Origin of the sequence: Mucilaginibacter sp. (genome assembly GCF_039925265.1) — a bacterium.
Classification (GTDB): domain Bacteria; phylum Bacteroidota; class Bacteroidia; order Sphingobacteriales; family Sphingobacteriaceae; genus Mucilaginibacter.
In genome coordinates, this window is the sequence record NZ_JBDSZG010000047.1 from 34,637 (window position 1) to 52,118 (window position 17,482).

At 44.8% G+C, this 17,482-nt stretch carries 13 protein-coding genes; 11 read left to right on the plus strand and 2 right to left on the minus strand.

What is annotated here, in order from left to right:
• Positions 1-194: 194 nt before the first annotated feature.
• The gene (locus ABIX36_RS21600) at positions 195-341 is read left to right on the plus strand and encodes an AraC family transcriptional regulator (protein WP_348084246.1); all 147 of its coding nucleotides are present in this window, start codon (positions 195-197) and stop codon (positions 339-341) included.
• 10 nt (positions 342-351) lie between these two features.
• Here ABIX36_RS21600 and ABIX36_RS21605 read toward each other — a convergent pair whose 3' ends face one another.
• The gene (locus tag ABIX36_RS21605) at positions 352-1,386 is read right to left on the minus strand and encodes a LacI family DNA-binding transcriptional regulator (RefSeq protein WP_348084247.1); all 1,035 of its coding nucleotides are present in this window, start codon (positions 1,384-1,386) and stop codon (positions 352-354) included.
• 383 nt (positions 1,387-1,769) lie between these two features.
• On the opposite strand from ABIX36_RS21605, the gene fucP reads away from it, so the two are divergent.
• The 6 genes from fucP (at position 1,770) to ABIX36_RS21635 (ending at position 8,232) form a co-directional block, all read left to right on the plus strand.
• Positions 1,770-3,050 carry an L-fucose:H+ symporter permease gene (fucP, locus tag ABIX36_RS21610; protein WP_348084248.1) on the plus strand — a complete coding sequence of 427 codons (1,281 nt, stop codon included), beginning with the start codon at positions 1,770-1,772 and terminating at the stop codon, positions 3,048-3,050.
• Between the two features lie 48 nt (positions 3,051-3,098).
• Complete coding sequence (locus ABIX36_RS21615; protein WP_348084249.1) at positions 3,099-4,613, plus strand: alpha-L-fucosidase; 1,515 nt, start codon at positions 3,099-3,101, stop codon at positions 4,611-4,613.
• Between the two features lie 25 nt (positions 4,614-4,638).
• Positions 4,639-5,676, plus strand: coding sequence for an aldo/keto reductase (locus ABIX36_RS21620; protein WP_348084250.1), 1,038 nt, complete (start codon positions 4,639-4,641; stop codon positions 5,674-5,676).
• A gap of 14 nt (positions 5,677-5,690) precedes the next feature.
• Complete coding sequence (locus ABIX36_RS21625) at positions 5,691-6,032, plus strand: L-rhamnose mutarotase (protein ID WP_348084251.1); 342 nt, start codon at positions 5,691-5,693, stop codon at positions 6,030-6,032.
• Between the two features lie 76 nt (positions 6,033-6,108).
• Positions 6,109-7,122, plus strand: coding sequence for a zinc-binding alcohol dehydrogenase family protein (locus ABIX36_RS21630; RefSeq protein ID WP_348084252.1), 1,014 nt, complete (start codon positions 6,109-6,111; stop codon positions 7,120-7,122).
• 132 nt (positions 7,123-7,254) lie between these two features.
• Positions 7,255-8,232: a family 43 glycosylhydrolase gene (locus ABIX36_RS21635; protein WP_348084253.1), complete on the plus strand. Its 978-nt coding sequence runs from the start codon at positions 7,255-7,257 to the stop codon at positions 8,230-8,232.
• A 99-nt stretch (positions 8,233-8,331) separates the two neighbouring features.
• On the opposite strand, the gene ABIX36_RS21640 is transcribed toward ABIX36_RS21635, so the two are convergent.
• The gene (locus ABIX36_RS21640; RefSeq protein WP_348084254.1) at positions 8,332-9,060 is read right to left on the minus strand and encodes a GntR family transcriptional regulator; all 729 of its coding nucleotides are present in this window, start codon (positions 9,058-9,060) and stop codon (positions 8,332-8,334) included.
• Between the two features lie 269 nt (positions 9,061-9,329).
• Between ABIX36_RS21640 and ABIX36_RS21645 the strand changes: the two genes are divergently transcribed.
• The 4 genes from ABIX36_RS21645 to ABIX36_RS21660 all read left to right on the plus strand — a co-directional run bounded on the left by ABIX36_RS21645 (position 9,330) and on the right by ABIX36_RS21660 (position 17,453).
• Positions 9,330-11,141, plus strand: coding sequence for a class I mannose-6-phosphate isomerase (locus tag ABIX36_RS21645; RefSeq protein WP_348084255.1), 1,812 nt, complete (start codon positions 9,330-9,332; stop codon positions 11,139-11,141).
• A gap of 5 nt (positions 11,142-11,146) precedes the next feature.
• Positions 11,147-12,577, plus strand: coding sequence for a sugar porter family MFS transporter (locus ABIX36_RS21650; protein WP_348084256.1), 1,431 nt, complete (start codon positions 11,147-11,149; stop codon positions 12,575-12,577).
• A 92-nt stretch (positions 12,578-12,669) separates the two neighbouring features.
• Positions 12,670-15,813 carry a TonB-dependent receptor gene (locus ABIX36_RS21655; RefSeq protein ID WP_348084257.1) on the plus strand — a complete coding sequence of 1,048 codons (3,144 nt, stop codon included), beginning with the start codon at positions 12,670-12,672 and terminating at the stop codon, positions 15,811-15,813.
• Positions 15,814-15,836: 23 nt separating this feature from the next.
• On the plus strand, positions 15,837-17,453 hold the full coding sequence (locus ABIX36_RS21660) for a RagB/SusD family nutrient uptake outer membrane protein (RefSeq protein WP_348084258.1): 1,617 nt from the start codon (positions 15,837-15,839) through the stop codon (positions 17,451-17,453).
• Positions 17,454-17,482 lie beyond the last annotated feature (29 nt).

The following is a 17,482-nucleotide window of genomic DNA, read 5'->3' on the forward strand; positions in this document are numbered from 1 at the left end:
TAGGGTACTAAATTTTTAATTATTATTTGGTTGCTTAAGCGGGATAAAGCCCTTATGGTTTATATGTCAAATATATAAGTGTAACCTTCCTGTAGGAAAAATTGGCTCTTATTTAATGTAGTCAATGATTACTGTTTGCAAGTTAATTAAATTTATGAGCAACTATTGCAAATACTTGGTACTCGAAAGAGCTTTTGCTCAGTCCGGATAATTCCGTAAAGAATGTGACTTACCTGTTAAACTTTGAATCGCTGTCTTATTTTTCGAGGCTATTTAAAATTAAAACTGGCTTAACTCCGCAAGAATATAGAAGCATAGGCTTAAAGAAATACGGCAATTAAGATTGCTCTTCTATAGTGAGTTGATTTTTGCGGAACTTTCCCGAACGATCAGATCGCTTTTAACGATCACCGGCTCGGGCAGGAGGGAGGCGTTGGTGTTGTTGATCATTTTTGTAAAATAAAGGCTTGCTGTGGTGCGCCCCAGTTCTTTGCCATGCTGATCTATGGATGAAAGGGCAGGGGAGATCAACTCTGTAAATGATTCGTTTGCAAAGCCTATAATACCCAAGTTTTCGGGAACGTTAACAGACAGGCTTTTTGCCGCAAGCAGTACGCCGAGCGACTGGTGGTCTGATACTGTGAAAAAGGCATCAGGTGGTTCTGCTGCAGTAAGTAATTCGCGGCTCATTTGCATGGCCGCCTCTTTGCCCAATACGTTGGTAACAGTAAAATTGTCAGGTAAGGTCAGCCCGGCCTGTTTAATTGCTTCTATGTACCCTTCTTTCCGGTCGTTGAAGATCTTCATGTGGTGAGGCCCGCCCAGGAAGGCTATCCGTTTATAACCGTCGTTCAACATGCGTTTCACTGCATCAAACGAAGCTTGTCTGTTATCATTGATCACGATGTTGCTCTTGAGAGGATCGAGGTAGCGGTCAAACTGAATCAGCCCGATATCATTGTTTGTGATCTCCTCCAGGTTTGTGGTGGACTGCGTTTCGATACTTACAGAGATAAAAATGCAATCGACATTTTGGCGGATAAGCGTTTCAATGGCCAGGTTTTCTTGTTTTTGCGACTCATGCGACTGGCAAATAACCAGGCTGTGCCCATGTTCAAAGCAAATCTCTTCAATTCCGGCAATGGCGTCAGAAAAAAAGCTTTGATTAATATGCGGCACAATTACCCCAATTGTTTTAGAATGCCCCTGACGCAGGTTAGCAGCCGATGAGTTATGCTTGTAATTTAGTTCGGTGGCTTTTTTCTTAACTAACGCTACAATGGCAGGGCTAACCGAAGGGTAACCATTAAGCGCCCTGGAAACATAGGATGCTGTGAAACCCAATTCGGCAGCTATATCATAAATGGTAACGCGCTTTTTCCCCATATACTAACTTTCCTAAAATATTTGCCTAAGGGCGCATGAAGATAGGATACCTCACAAGCAAAAAAAGAATAATACGGAAAATATTTGGTTGGGAATTTACGAATTGGGGAACCTGATACCTCCAGCATCAATACTGAAAGTTTTAAAAATAGATATTCAACACACCTAAAAGCATTATAAAAAAAATATGAGAAATTATTTGGAAATCGATTTCCAAGATTCTACTTTTAGCATCTCAATTCTTAGTAAAGGAACCAAATAACCTGGCAGATAATTTTATACAGCGAAAGTACAGGGCGGCAGCTGTTGGAGTGCTTTGCTTTATGGCAGAGTGAAAACAGCAATAAGAATGGGGGAGAAGAATTAATATTAACACTAAAACCATGTCCACAAAATCAAATCAGTTCGCAGGAATTGCACTTATCACCACACTATTCTTTTTATGGGGTTTTGCACATAATCTCGACCCGATTCTTATCCCTCACCTAAAGCGGTCCTTTACGCTAAGTACGATGCAAGCTACGCTGGTAGATTCTGCGGTGTTCATCGCTTATTTCCTGATGGCTATCCCCGCGGGTATGATCATTAAAAAATGGGGCTATAAAGGAGGCATTATTTTCGGCCTTGTGGTTTTTGCTATTGGGTGCTATCTGTTTATCCCGGCGGCCAATACGCAGCAATATTCCTTTTTCCTGGTGGCACTGTTTATTATCGCTTGCGGTTTAACAACGCTGGAAACCGCCGCTAATCCGTATATAACAGTTATAGGTGATCCGGCGGGTGCCGCAACGAGGCTTAATTTTGCGCAGTCATTTAACGGGCTGGCAAACGCGCTTGCACCCATCGTTGGCGCGCGTTTAATTTTAGCAAAAGGTTATACGGATGAAGCGCTTAATGCAATGGCTCCCGGCGCCCGGCAAATTGCGCTTGCATCTGAAGCATCATCGGTAAAAGCGCCTTATTTTATATTAGGTACCGTATTGGCTGTTATTGCGGTGTGTTTTTACTTTGTTAAAATGCCGGTGGTGTATAAGCAGGATGCGGGCGACACGGTAAAGAGCGACGGTGTATTTAGAGCGTTGAAACATAAGCACCTGTCGTGGGCCGTAGCAGCACAGTTTTTTTATGTAGGCGCACAAGTATGTGTATTCAGCTTATTTATCCTTTATGCAACGCAATCGGCAGGAATAAGCGAAACTGATGCGGCTTATTATTTAAGTGCCGCAGGTTTTGCATTCCTGGTGGGGAGATTCCTGGGTACTGCTTTAATGAAATTTGTTAGTTCTGATAAGTTATTGTCCTTGTATGCCGCTATAAACGTGGCGCTTTGTGCGGCTGCGGTATTAAATCAGGGGATCATCACTGTTTATATTCTCATCGCCATATGCTTCTTTATGTCTATCATGTTCCCAACCATTTTTGCCTTAGGGGTTAAAGATCTTAAGAGCGATACGGAGTACGGCAGTAGCCTGATCATTATGTCTATTGTAGGTGGCGCTGTCATCCCACGTATTTTCGGTTACATCAGCGATAGCACAGGCGACATCCGGCAGGGTTACTGGGTGCCGCTGGTTTGCTTTATTGTTATTGTAATCTTCGGCCTTAAAGGGCATAAAATAACCCGCAAAGCAGCAGCTAACCCGTCCGCAGCTCAAATACTATAAACCAACTACGCAATCAAATAATAAATCTGTATTAAAAATCTGTATTAAATGAAACTATATCAAACACTCAGCCTTGCCGCAGCCTTAAGCGGTATGGTGTTAATTGCTTCTGCACAGCAGTTGCCTATTAATGATGGCCCTTTTAAACCAACAGAAGAGTCGCTTAAAAATTACAAATATCCGGAGTGGTTTAAAGATGCCAAATTTGGCATATGGGCACATTGGGGGCCACAGGCCGTGCCACGCCAGGGCGATTGGTATGCCAAAAAAATGTACGAGGAAAACAGCACTCAGTATAAATACCATTTGGAGCATTATGGGCATCCCTCTAAATTCGGTTACAAGGATATTATTCCTTTGTGGAAGGCACAAAAGTGGGATCCTGAAAAGCTAATGGCGCTTTACAAAAAAGCCGGGGCCAAATATTTTGTAAGCATGGCCAGCCATCATGACAACTTCTTTTTGTGGAACTCCAAAATTAACCGCTGGAATGCCGCGCAAATGGGGCCGCATAAAGATGTAGTTGGCTTATGGCAAAAAGCAGCAAAAAAGAACGGACTAAAGTTTGGGGTGTCTGAACACCTGGCGGCAAGCTATACCTGGTTTCAGGCTGCCCATTCTGCCGATACGGCCGGCCAATATAAGGGTGTACCTTACGATGGCAATAACCCCGGGTACTTCGACCTGTACCATACCAAAGGCGACCCTAAAGACAGGGGTTGGCTTACAACCAATACCGAATGGCACAAACAATGGTTTGCTGATGTGAAGGAACTGGTGGATACTTATCATCCCGACTTGCTTTACTCAGACAGTCAGCTGCCGTTTGGGGATGTGGGCAGAAGTATGCTCGCCAATTTTTATAATGGCAACGCAGCTTTTAACAAAGGGCAAATGACAGCTGTTTATAATTGTAAAGAGCCGTCAAGAGGTATGTGGGCACAAGACCTGGAACGTGGGGTGCAAGATTCTATCAGCGCTTATCCATGGCAAACAGATACTTCCATTGGCGATTGGTACTACCGTACCGGGCAACAATATAAAAGCGGTACCGACATTATTAGAATGCTTACCGATATAGTAAGTAAGAACGGAAATCTGCTTATTAATATAGTACAAACACCGGAGGGTGACCTGGAGCCCGATATGTTAAACACGCTGGAAGAGATAGGTAATTGGACCGCCGCGAACGGAGAGGGGATTTACGGATCGCGCCCCTGGAAAGTTTACGGCGAAGGGCCTTCAACTATCAAGGCCAACCAGAAGAAAGGGCATTTTGGCGGGCTGAGCGATGAGGGCAAATTCACCGCCTCGGACATACGCTTCACCACCAATGGCAATAAGTTGTATGCTTTTCTGCTTGACGTACCTCCCGGCGACATTCAGATAGCTTCGCTCGGCAAAAAATCTAAGCTAAATGCTAAAAAGGTCCTGTCGGTGAAGCTTTTAGGTAGTAATGCCAGGATAAACTGGCAACAGACGGATGATGCCCTGGTTATAAAGAAACCAGCTAACCTCCCTGCCTGGAAGGTATTGGGCTTAAAAGTGGAGTTAAGCAAATAATATACGGTACTAATTAATAAATGAGATGAGTTTTCCTAAAGTGATATTTGGAACCAGCGGCTTGGGAAACCTATATGTTGCAATGCCCGATGATGTTAAATGCGCTATTGTAGAGGCGTACATTAAGGCAAGTAACGGTAGCCCTTTTTTTGATACTGCTGGAAAATATGGAGCAGGGCTGGCGCTGGAAAGTATAGCCAAATGTTTAATGCAACTCAATGTAGCGCCACATCAGGTACTCATTAGTAATAAACTGGGCTGGCTACGCGTGCCGCTCACTGCAAAGGAGCCCACATTTGAACCCGGTGTATGGAAAGACCTTAAGTTTGATGCCGTGCAAAAGATAAGCTATGATGGTATACTGGAATGTTATGAGCAAGGCAATGAGTTGCTGCAGAGTTACCACGCCAATTATGTTTCGGTGCATGACCCTGATGAATATCTGGCTGCTGCTACGCATGGCGCAGACGAAAACGAACGCTACCACGATATACTACAGGCTTATGCCGCTCTGGGCGATCTGAAAAGATCGGGCAAGGTAACGGCTATTGGTGTGGGTGCTAAGGATTGGACCGTTATTGCCCGCATAGCCGAGGATGTGCAGCTCGATTGGGTAATGATAGCCAACAGCATGACTGTGCATAGTCATCCAAAGGCACTGCTGGATTTTATGAACAAGCTAAAGCAACGGGGCACGGTGATCATCAACTCGGCAGTGTTTAATGCTGGCTTTTTAACAGGAGGGGAATACTACAACTATAAGAAAATAGAGCCGGATACGCCTTTGGGCCAACAATTTTTAAGCTGGCGAGAAGGATTTTATTCGGTATGCGCATCATTTAATATATCGCCCGCAGCGGTTGGTGTAAAGTTTGGATTGCTGGCACCGGGTGTTAAAAGTGTGGCGCTAAGTACAACTAATCCTGGTAGGGTAGCAGCTAACATGGAATTGGTAGATGCCGTTATCCATGAGAAATTATGGCACGAACTTTACAACCGGCAGCTAATTACAGCAGATGGGCTTAGTATGGTGCTCAATGGCACAAATGAGATCGTAAATTAATAAACAATTTGAAGATGAAAAAGTATTGCCTGGCGCTGGACCTTGTTGATGACCCTGACCTGATAGCTGAATATGAACATTGGCACAAGGCAGGAAATGGCTGGCCCGAAATAAAGGATAGCATTACCGGTGCGGGTATTACCCAAATGGAAATTTACCGCACGGGTAATCGCTTGTTTATGATAATGGAAACGGAAGATGATTTTGATTTTAGCAGGAAAGGGCGGATGGATGAACTCAATCCAAAAGTACAGGAATGGGAGCAATTGATGTGGAAGTTTCAACAGCCGATATCCTGGGCTAAAGAAGGCGAAAAGTGGATAATAATGGACAAAATATTTACATTAACCCACTAACTTGCGTTGTCGCTGTTAAGGGCTTAATGCCCTTTATCACTGCTCGCCCAAAGCTTAACCGCTATAATTATAAAGAATGAAAACACTGATATGTACTGAGCCGGGGAACTTAGCCTATGGCACAGCCACAAAACCCGATCCCGCTGACGGGATGGCACTGATCCGGATCAAGCGAATTGGCATTTGCGGAACAGACCTCCATGCCTTTGAAGGTACCCAACCCTTTTTTACCTATCCGCGGATATTGGGCCATGAACTGGCCGGGGAGCTGACAGACACAGGTGGCGCCCCGGGCTTTGAAGTAGGAGAAACCGTAACCTTTATCCCTTATTTTAATTGCGGTAAATGTATTGCCTGTCGCACAGGAAAACCTAATTGCTGCACCAATATTAAAGTGTGTGGTGTGCATATTGATGGGGGCATGGTGGAGTATCTGCAAGTACCGGCAGAGCTATTGATACATGGAGAGGGCTTAAGCGCCGACGAATTGGCATTGGTTGAGCCGCTGGCTATTGGGGCACATGGTGTACGCAGGGCAAATATACAACCCGGTGAATTTGTACTGGTTATAGGGGCGGGCCCAATTGGTTTAGGTATAATGGAGTTTGCCCGTATTGCTGGCGCTAAGGTTATCGCAATTGATTTTAATGAAAAACGACTGGCATTCTGCAAACAAAAGCTCCACCTACCACACGTAATTAACCCGCAAAAGGAAGATGTAACTGCCGCCCTTGCCGAGATCACCAATGACGATATGCCCACAGTAGTTATAGATGCTACGGGTAATCAAAAAGCCATTAACAGCGCCTTTTACTACATGGCACATGGGGCGAGGTATGTGCTTGTTGGCTTACAAAAGGGCGATATTATAGTTAGCCACCCCGAGTTTCATAAACGGGAGGCCACATTAATGAGTAGCCGTAACGCTACGCGGGAGGATTTTGAGCATGTGATCTCGAGCATAAAAAACGGGCTGGTAGATCCGGCCACATATATTACACACCGGGTGGCGTTCGATGAAGCGAAAGATGAATTTAAAAGCTGGCTTGATCCTGATAATGGCGTAATAAAAGCGATGATCTGTTTGTAATACCGTGTAGATCTATGAAACGTGAAATCGATGATAATAAATCGACAAGATGTTTTATTAATCAGGTATCATTAAATTGCCCGGCGTAAGAATTTAAACGAGTTAACTGTTGTTAAATTAACCAGCCAAAAAATGAGATTCCTTGAAATTAAGCGGCAACAAATACTGTTACTTTGCCTGTTATTGTTTGCCGGAAATTTATCCGCTCAAAAAAAAATGATCACCAACCCTATATTTAAGGGTTACTATGCCGATCCTACCGTTGTTAAACACAAGGGGGTTTATTATATATATGCAACTATCGACCCTTGGGGTGGGAGCGAACTGGGCGTACTGGAAACGGTTGATTTTAAGAAATTTACCAAAAGGCACATCAACTGGCCTACTAAAGCGGCCTGTACAAGCCCAACATCAGGCAGTTCAATGGTGTGGGCACCTGCGGTACGCAAAGCACCTAACGGTAAATTTTACATGTATGTAGCCGTTGGCAGCGAGGTATGGGTTGGCGTTGCCGATCGTCCGCTTGGGCCCTGGAAAAACGCCCGGAAAAATGGTGGTCCATTAGTGGCTAAAGACGATTTCCCCAACGTACATAATATTGATGCCGACTGTTTTATAGATGATGACGGTCAGGCTTATTTATATTGGGGCTCGGGTTTTAATTGGATCAACGGGCATTGTATGGCGGTAAAATTAAAGCCCGATATGGTAACTTTTGATGGTACGCCCCGCGAGGTAACGCCGCCCAATTACTTTGAAGCGCCGCACATGATCAAGCGTAACGGCCTTTACTATCTAATGTACTCAAACGGCAAAGCCATTGATGGTACCTACCAGGTTCGTTATTCTACCTCTAAAACACCCATGGGGCCGTGGATAGAAGGGAAGAACGACCCTATCCTGTCTACCACTAAAGATAGCACCACACTCGGCCCGGGTCATCACACCGTGTTTAAACAAAACGGACAGTATTACATATTGTATCATCGTATACATCCGCAAAAAAAGGAATATGTTTTACGTGAGCTTTGTATCGATAGCTTGAATTTTGATAAACAGGGTAACATTAAACGTATTAAGCCCCAAGGCGTAGCCGCTTTTATAAAATAAAGGAGGCATGCCTCTGTACTAATGATGTGCCCATTCTACTTACAACTAACACCGATTATACTACAGATACTGTGGTAGAGTAGTGTACATTAGGATGTTTTATCGTGTACTCTCTACGGTGTAAACAAAGCTATCCGCCTTGTAGTATCCTATATTAAATTCTATTGGCCGTTCCCCCTGGTCAAAAACAAAACGTTTTCGGAATAGGATAGGGCTACCCACTGGGATTCGCAGTTTACCGGCAATAAATTCATCTGAAGCCATGGCGCTTATCTCTTCTTTCGACAGGGTTGCAATAACGGAGTGCTCGTGTTCCAGTAACTCGTATAATGGTCTTTTAAAATCTTCGTCGCCGGTTAAGCCCACGCGGGGGTGAAAGTACGAGGCGAAATACACAAATGGTTCATCCGTTTTGCCCCTTACACGCTCCATTTTTAAAACCTGCTTATCGGGTTTAATTTCAAAAAAGCGAATTACTTCGGTATTGGGCATCTCCCAGGTAACGTGTAATTCAAAGTTCCTGATGGTAATACCCCTCAGTTTCATCTCTTGCGAAAAGCTGAGCCAGTTGTTTGATTTTGAACTAACCCCTGTTTGAGCAACTTTGGTACCCACCCGCTTTTTTCGGACCAAGAGCCCTTCGAAAACCAACTTGTTAATGGCTTGCCTAAGTGTGGTACGTGATATGGCCAGTATTTTTGCCAGTTCAACCTCGTTGGGCATTATCTTACCATTTTGATAATCTTCTTCGGCAATTAATTGCCTCAGGAGCGTTTCCGCCTGGGCGTGTAGTGGGATAGGGCTTTTATGATCTATTGAGTAGCGCATAAGGGTTTACTGTATGCAATAGTAGCAAATTTTTATTAAATTGGCATTATGTTCATACATATTATAAATAAAAAATACTTTATAGTGTAGTTTGCACACTATATTATGGCAATAAATTATTAAAAATTTAATTTTAATAATTAAATAATTTTCTATGTTTGTACATTATTACTTTATAAACCCGTTAATTCCTACAAATTATTGAAATAAAAAGCGACCTGGTCGCTCATTTGTAATAAATTAATATGTACATACATTACTACAAATAAATGAATATCGAAATTAAGAATGATCAGCAAATAGAGTTAGAGGATACCGGCCTGCGCAAAACATCGCAATACCTCATGCCCGCTAAGTTAGATGGCTCATTCACCAAACGTGGCGAATATGACGTGTATCCTTTTTGCAGTTTGGGCGATGGTAAGATCTTCAGCGGATATGAGTCGCTGGCAAGTTGGATTGCGCGGCAGAAAACAGTTATTATCGATGGATATGTTGGTGTGTTTTTCAACAAGATAAAAGACGAACTGGATCAGTTATTGGGGAAGGAAGGCTTTTTAATCAACTGGGTAAAAACAGAGGATTTTTTAAAAGACCCGCAAGAGCTACAACAATTAGTTGCGCCTTACCTGGGCGAGTACGAATCTGTTTGGGGAACCAAATGTACTTTAACGCTTGCGGATCTGTTTAATGCCCGCGAACTCGCCAATCAATCGCCTAACGGGTCTGCAGCCATAAATATTATAATTGGCCCGGGTGCTGCCCTGGCAAATTGGGATGCAGCAATTATTTACATCGATTTGCCGAAGAACGAACTGCAGTTTAGGATGCGGTCGGGCGCAATTACAAATCTGGGAACTCCTGAAATTGCCGAGCCGTTTCAGATGTACAAGCGCTTCTACTTTGTGGATTGGGTACTGCTAAATGATCATAAAAAAGCCATCCTCAATAGAGTAACAGTGGTGGCAGATGGGCAATGGCCAAGCACCATCAACTGGATGTTTAAAACAGACCTTGCGGATGGTTTAAATCAGTTGACCCGATCAACCATACGCGTGCGGCCCTGGTTTGAGCCTGGCGCATGGGGCGGGCAATGGATAAAAAATCACGTCAAAAATATCAATGCGGACGTAGTGAATTACGCCTGGTCGTTTGAACTGATCGTGCCCGAGAACGGGATCGTTTTTGAAAGCGACGGTAACTTACTGGAAGTTTCCTTTGATACGCTGATGTTTCACAACAACCGACAGGTATTAGGAAAACATGCGGATATATTTGGCGACGAGTTCCCTATCCGTTTCGATTTCCTCGATACTTTTAACGGCGGCAACCTTTCTATCCAGTGCCACCCAACGCTTCAATACATCAGAGAAAACTTTGGAGAGAATATCACCCAGGATGAAACCTATTACATTTTAGATTGCGACGAGCGGGCAAATGTATACCTGGGTTTTCAGGAAAATATTGATGCAACAGAGTTTAGGGCAGCACTGGAAGAAAGCCAGGCTAATGGTAAAGAGATAGCTATTGAGGAGTACGTACAGTCGCACACGGCTCAAAAGCACGACCTGTTCCTCATACCTAACGGAACGGTGCACAGCGCCGGCGCAGGGAACCTTGTGCTGGAGATAAGCGCGACGCCGTACATATTCACCTTTAAAATGTACGATTGGTTGAGGCTTGATCTGGAAGGAAATCCAAGACCAATTAATATCGACCATGCGTTTAATAACCTCAATTTTGAGCGTAAAGGCAGCCGCGTGAGCGAAGAACTCATCTCGAAACAACAAGTTATTGAGCAAGCCGATGGCTGGCAAATTGTTCATTTGCCAACACACGCAGATCATTTTTATGATGTGCACCGTGTTGAATTCGACGGCCAGCTTACAATTGCTACCAACAATTGCTGCCATGTATTAATGCTGGTAGAAGGTACCGCTATAGCTATAGAAACGGCAGGTGGCGCTATTAAAGAATATGCCTATGCCGAAACGGTGGTTATCCCCGCTGCTGCAGGGTCCTATAAAATAACAAACCTGGGCAACGGCCGCGCTAAGGTTATCAAAGCATTTTTAAAATAAGCATTATGAGTATCGCTATAAATAGTTCTAAAACGGCTAAAAAGAGCAGCATATACCTTTACCTGGTTTGTTTAGTTGCAGCCTTAGGAGGTTTTTTGTTTGGTTTTGATACCGCAGTAATTTCCGGCACCATCAGCCTCGTAAAAACCGATTTTAACCTGAGCCCGGTAAGCGAAGGCTGGTTTGTAAGCTGCGCGTTGCTTGGCTGCATCATAGGGGTTAGCATTTCCGGAAAGCTGAGTGATAAGTATGGCAGAAAGATAGTGCTTATCATATCAGCTATTTTATTCCTGGCCTCGGCCTTGGGGTGTATGTTCTCCGGCTCGTTTACATCATTAATAATTTTCAGGCTGATAGGTGGCCTTGGTATAGGTGTGGCGTCAATGGTGTCGCCTCTTTACATTTCTGAATTTGCTCCATCCCGGCTTAGGGGAATGATGGTTTCTCTCTATCAATTGGCTTTAACCATTGGTATAGTGCTGGCGTATTTTAGCAACGCTTACCTGGCAAATCATGCATCAGAAACGCATGACAACGATGCGATGCAAAAAATATTTTCGGGCGAAGTGTGGCGCGCTATGTTGGGCCTCGGGGCTTTGCCTGCCGGCATATTTTTATTGTGTTTGTTTTTGGTGCCCGAGTCGCCCCGCTGGTTGCTTTTAAAAGGAAAGGAGCAACGGGCCGCCGAAATATTGGCTAAGATAGACGGCCCCGATGCTGCGGCAAATGAGATAAAGGCTTTTAAAGCGCAGGGAGACGAGAGCAATACCTCTATAAAAGAACTGTTTAAGCCGGTTTACCGCAAAGCATTGTGGATAGGGCTCTTGTTGCCGTTTTTATCGCAGGTATGCGGTATTAATGCGGTGATCTACTACGGACCGCGCATTTTAGAGCAGGCCGGGTTCACCCTCAACAACGCGCTTGGCGGGCAGGTAACTATTGGCTTCGTAAACGTGGTTTTTACGTTTGTTGCCATTTTTACGGTAGATAAATGGGGCAGGCGGCCACTGTTATTTGCAGGCATCGGCGGCGCGGTATTATCGCTGGTGGTTATAGGTGCCTTATTTGCGTTCGGCCTTACCTCGGGCCCCTGGATACTCGTCTTCATCCTTGCCTTTATATCTTGTTTTGCCTTTTCGTTTGGCCCGGTTTGCTGGGTTGTGGTAGGAGAGATCTTCCCTAACGCAATTCGGGGTAAAGCCATGGCACTTGCAACGCTATCCTTATGGATAGGTAATTTTTTAGTTGGGCAGTTAACGCCTGTAATGCTGGAAGGGTTAGGCTCGGCGTGGACCTTCTGGCTGTTTGCCCTATGCTGCTCGCCCGCCTTTTGGCTCACCTGGAAACTCATCCCCGAAACCAAAGGGCTCTCGCTCGAAAATATTGAAGCGTATTGGAAAAGCTCTTATCACAAATCCCCTAAAACTATTAAGTAAGAAAAAGACAGACAAAAGTATTAACCACGCGGAATGAAGAACCGCGTTAAAATAACCCTAAAAATAATCCAAATAAACCAATTGCTATGAGAATGAAATTATTACAAAAACTAAAAAAATTAAGGAGGCTATACTACACCCCCTTTCTGCTGATGCTCTTTTGTATCGCAGCGCTTAATTGCGGCTTTGCACAGGCATCCGCCATTGGCGCTGCCAATACCACCGGGGTAGCCGATATTATCGTTACCGGGCGCGTATTAGATGAACAAAAACAACCGCTGCCTGGTGTAAACATTAGTATTGCCGGCACTACAGTTGGCACCGTTACCGACGTGAACGGTAATTATAAACTCACCTTGCCCGATGCCTATGCAGGCAGAAACCTTACGTTCTCGTTTATCGGGTATACTTCTCAGGAAGTTGCCATTGCAGGTAAAACGCAGATCAACGTAAGCCTGGCGCCGGCCAACAAAAGCTTAAGCGAAGTTGTTGTGGTTGGTTACGGCACGCAATCAAAGGTTACCCTTACCGGGGCCGTTAACCAGGTAAGCGCAAAAAGCATCGAAAACAAGCCCGTACTCAATACCCTTCAGGCTTTACAGGGCGAGGCACCAAACTTAATTATCCAGCAGAGCTCGCTTAACCCGGGCAGTAACGTAACCATCAACATCCGTGGTGTAGGTACGCTGGGTAATAACGACCCATTGGTGGTTATAGATGGTATCATCGGCGGTAACATCAACACGCTCAATCCTAATGACATTGCCAGCGTTTCCGTTTTAAAAGACGCCGGTTCGGCTGCTATATACGGTTCGCGTGCAGCAAACGGCGTATTATTGATTACTACAAAAAGCGGGAAGCTCAATCAAAAACCAGCATTTAGCTACAACGCCAGCTACGGTTTGCAGGATCCTAAAGTGCTGGTGCATAAAGTACACGCCTGGGATAACGCTTATTACAAAAACCAGTCGCTGATAAACTCCGGTTTACCGCCAATTTATACACCTGATGATATTCAGGCATTAAAAGCTGCCGGCGACGGTACCTGGGATGTGGAGCATTTGCTGAAAAACGCACCCCAGCAATCGCACAATGTAAGCATCAGCGGTGGCGGCGAAACCAACTCTTATTACCTTTCTGCAGGTTACCAGGATCAAAAAAGCAACCTGATAGGCAACGGTGGTTCGGGAGCAGATTTTGGCTATACCAAGTATAACGTTCGTTTAAATCAAACGTCGCTTATCGGCATCCTGCGGGTAAACATGATATTGAATTACACCAAAACCCGCAACAAAACCAACAGCGTTGGCGACAATAATATTTTTGCCGATGCTAACCGTGTTCCGCTAAACTACAGCTGGAAAGACGCTAATGGTAACTACTTAACAAATGCGGTAGCCTCACAATATAATGAGTACGGCGTGCTTGAAAAAGGCGGTTTTAACCAGGCAGATAACGACGAGATCTTTGGCAACTTTAACGGCCAGGTAAACATTACAAAAGACCTGAAATTAACCGGTGTATTTGGTGGTACTATTGCCAACAACGGCAATTTCTTCCGCCGTACAAAGGTTAACTATGTACCCGCAGGTGTTTATGGCGATGATCTTTCGGTATTGGATAATAACGGCAAATCGCTGTTGCTCAATACCCAGTTATTGTTAGAATACAATAAAAGGATAAAAGACCATACGTTTAAAGTGCTATTTGGCGCATCAAACGAAAACTTTAGCAACAGGGGTTTCCAGTTACAAAAAACACTTACTGATCCTTATTTAGGAACCGCAACCACCGGCACGCTGATAGATGCTAACAACTCATTTAACAGCATCGCCAACGATCAAACAAGCCTTAATTCGCTTTTTGGCAGGGTTAATTATACCTACAAGGGCAAGTATCTTTTCGAGGCCACCGTACGTGACGATGCCTCTTCAAAATTTGCCAAAGGCAATCGCGCGAGTTTCTTCCCATCGGTGAATCTGGGTTGGCTGGTAACCGAAGAATCGTTTATGCAGTCGATGAAAAACACCATCAGCAACTTAAAGCTGCGTGCAACCTATGGTGTATTGGGTAATCAAAATGTGGGGTCGTACCAGTATCAAACCACTTATTTTAACTATCCGAGCGCTTACGGTTATAACAACTCCATTGTAGGTGGTGCAGGTTTTAACCTGAGCAATAAAGACCTTACCTGGGAGAAAGCAGCAACGCTTAACATCGGTGTGGATCTTGGTTTCTTTAACAACGCGCTTACTGCATCGTTTGATTATTTTAACAAGACAACCAGCGATATTTTGCAACCGCGTTACGATGTGCCAAAAGTATTTGGCGCCGGCCTGCCCGATTATAATGTGGCTAAGGTGCGTAACAAAGGCTGGGAAGCAACTGTCAGCTATAACTTTAATACCAGCGCGGTATCGCACAGCATCAGCTTTAATATTGCCGATAGCAAAAACAAGCTGCTAACCTTAACGGGCGGCACAACAGAACAGATCATTAACCAGGATGTATTCCAGCTGATCAGGAAAGTTGGGCAACCTATCACCCAATATTATGGTTACGAAACCAACGGCTTTTTCCAAAACCAGGCCGATATCGATGCATCCCCCAAAATTGCGGGCGCAACCGTTGGCGCAGGCGACCTGAAGTTTAAAGATCTTAACAGCGATGGCATTATCGACGAAAAAGATAAAACCGTTTTAGGTAACCCTTTCCCTCGTTTTACATTCGGCTTTACCTACAGGCTGGCTTTCAAAGGCATTGATTTCTCTTTCTTTATCCAGGGTGTTGGCAAGCGCGATGCATTCTTACGCGGCGAGCTTGTTGAGCCGTTTCACTACAACTACGGGCAGACATTGTACGACCACATGACCGATTACTGGACACCGGAAAATACCGATGCACGGTACCCAAGGTTGGCTGCTATCGGTTCTGCTTCTAATACTTACAACTGGCGCACCGGGTCTGATCTGTATAAGTACGATGCTGCTTACGCAAGGTTAAAGAATGTTAACATTGGTTACACCTTCCCTAAAAGCATCAGCAAAAAAGCAGGGATGGAGCGGTTGAGAATCTCCCTTATCGGCCAAAACCTTTACACCTTAACAAAACTGAAATTTATTGACCCTGAAACAACGGAGTTTGGTAACAACGTTAGCGTTGGATCCGGTTCTAACAGCGCGCGCTCTTACCCGCTGCCGGTATTTTATGGAGCAGGTATAGATATCACCTTTTAAGGACAATATTAAAAAAGACAAACATGAAATTTCTAAATAAACTTTGTATAGCATTTATGGTGGCCACAGCGGCAACCGGATGCAAGAAACTTGATCTGGCCCCAACCGACAGGTTTTCGGACCTTACCTTCTGGACTGTTGATGCCAACGTATATAACGCGCTTAACAACAACTACAGCTTAATTTATAACAGTGGCATTTACTTTTACAACGAGGCCACTTCTGATAACGCCTACAGCTCATCGGGTGATTATTCGCTGATAGCCAGCGGTAATTATACAGCATCGCAGGGTAAGTTCTTGGGCGACTGGGCATATTATTACAGCACTATTAAATCGTGTAATATATTCCTGGCCAATATAGATCAGAATAAAACACTTTCTGCCGATGTAATTGCCCGTTTAAAAGCCGAAACCCGCTTTATACGCGCTTTTGAGCACTTTAACCTGGCTAAATGGTATGGCGATGTACCCCTGATTGACAAGGACATTACTGCCGACGAAGCAAAAACCATTGCCCGCTCGCCAAAGGCTACCGTAATTAAATTTGTGATAGATGAGCTGGAGGCTGCGGCCGCAGCATTACCTACCAAAGACCAAATCCCGGCCAGCGAGAATGGACGCATTACCAAAGGAGCCGCCCTGGCTTTGGAGGCCCGTGTATTATTGTACGAAGGTAACCGCATGGCTGATGTAATATCGGTTTGTGAGAAGTTGATGAGCGGACAGGCGGGCGCATACAACCTGGTGAGCAAATACAGCGATCTGTTCAGCAACCCAACGGTTAATAAAACCAATAACGAAAGCTTGCTTTCCTTGCAATATGTGCCAAGCATCCGCACCTGGGGCGAGTTTTTCGATTTCGCGCCACGCTCTGTAGGCGGCCGCGTAAGCGGTATGTCGCCCACACAGGAGTTGGTGGATAGCTACATTACCCTAAATGGTAAAGGCATAAACGATGCGGGTTCAGGCTACGTGGAGAGCAATCCTTACGTAAACCGCGATCCGCGTCTTACCGCCACAGTGGTTTATGATAAATTCAATTGGGTAAACGGCAATGGCACAAGCAAAACCATTTATATTAAACCGGGAACCGACCCTGATGCTTCGCGTTTGGATGAGTACAACCCTGCTTCGCAGGCATCATCGCCAACAGGCTATTACTGGAGAAAATATTTCGATCCCATTGCGCAGACCTCTTTTACATCCGGCTCAAACCTGCATTTGATCAGGTATGCCGAAGTGCTGCTGGATTACGCGGAAGCTAAGCAAAGCCTCGGCCAGATGGATGCAACTGTATGGAACAACACCATCGGTCTGCTTCGCCGCCGCGCGGGCTTTACCGATGCGGGTGCTTTGGATTTCCCCGGCACTGCTGATGTGACCAATGTCATCCGTAGGGAGCGTAGGGCAGAGCTGGCTATGGAAGGGCTGCGTACCGACGATATCCGCCGCTGGAAAACTGCAGAAGCCGTATTGAACGGTTTTGCTCACGGTGCCAAATTTGGCGATGCCGGGGTTGATAACGGTTACATCCGCGCACAAAAACGCCAGTTCGATCCGGCTAAGAATTATCTGTGGCCTATCCCGGCGTCAGAAATAGGGCTGGACCCAAACCTTACGCAAAATCCGGGCTATTGATCTTGTTAAACCAATTTAAAAAAATTATA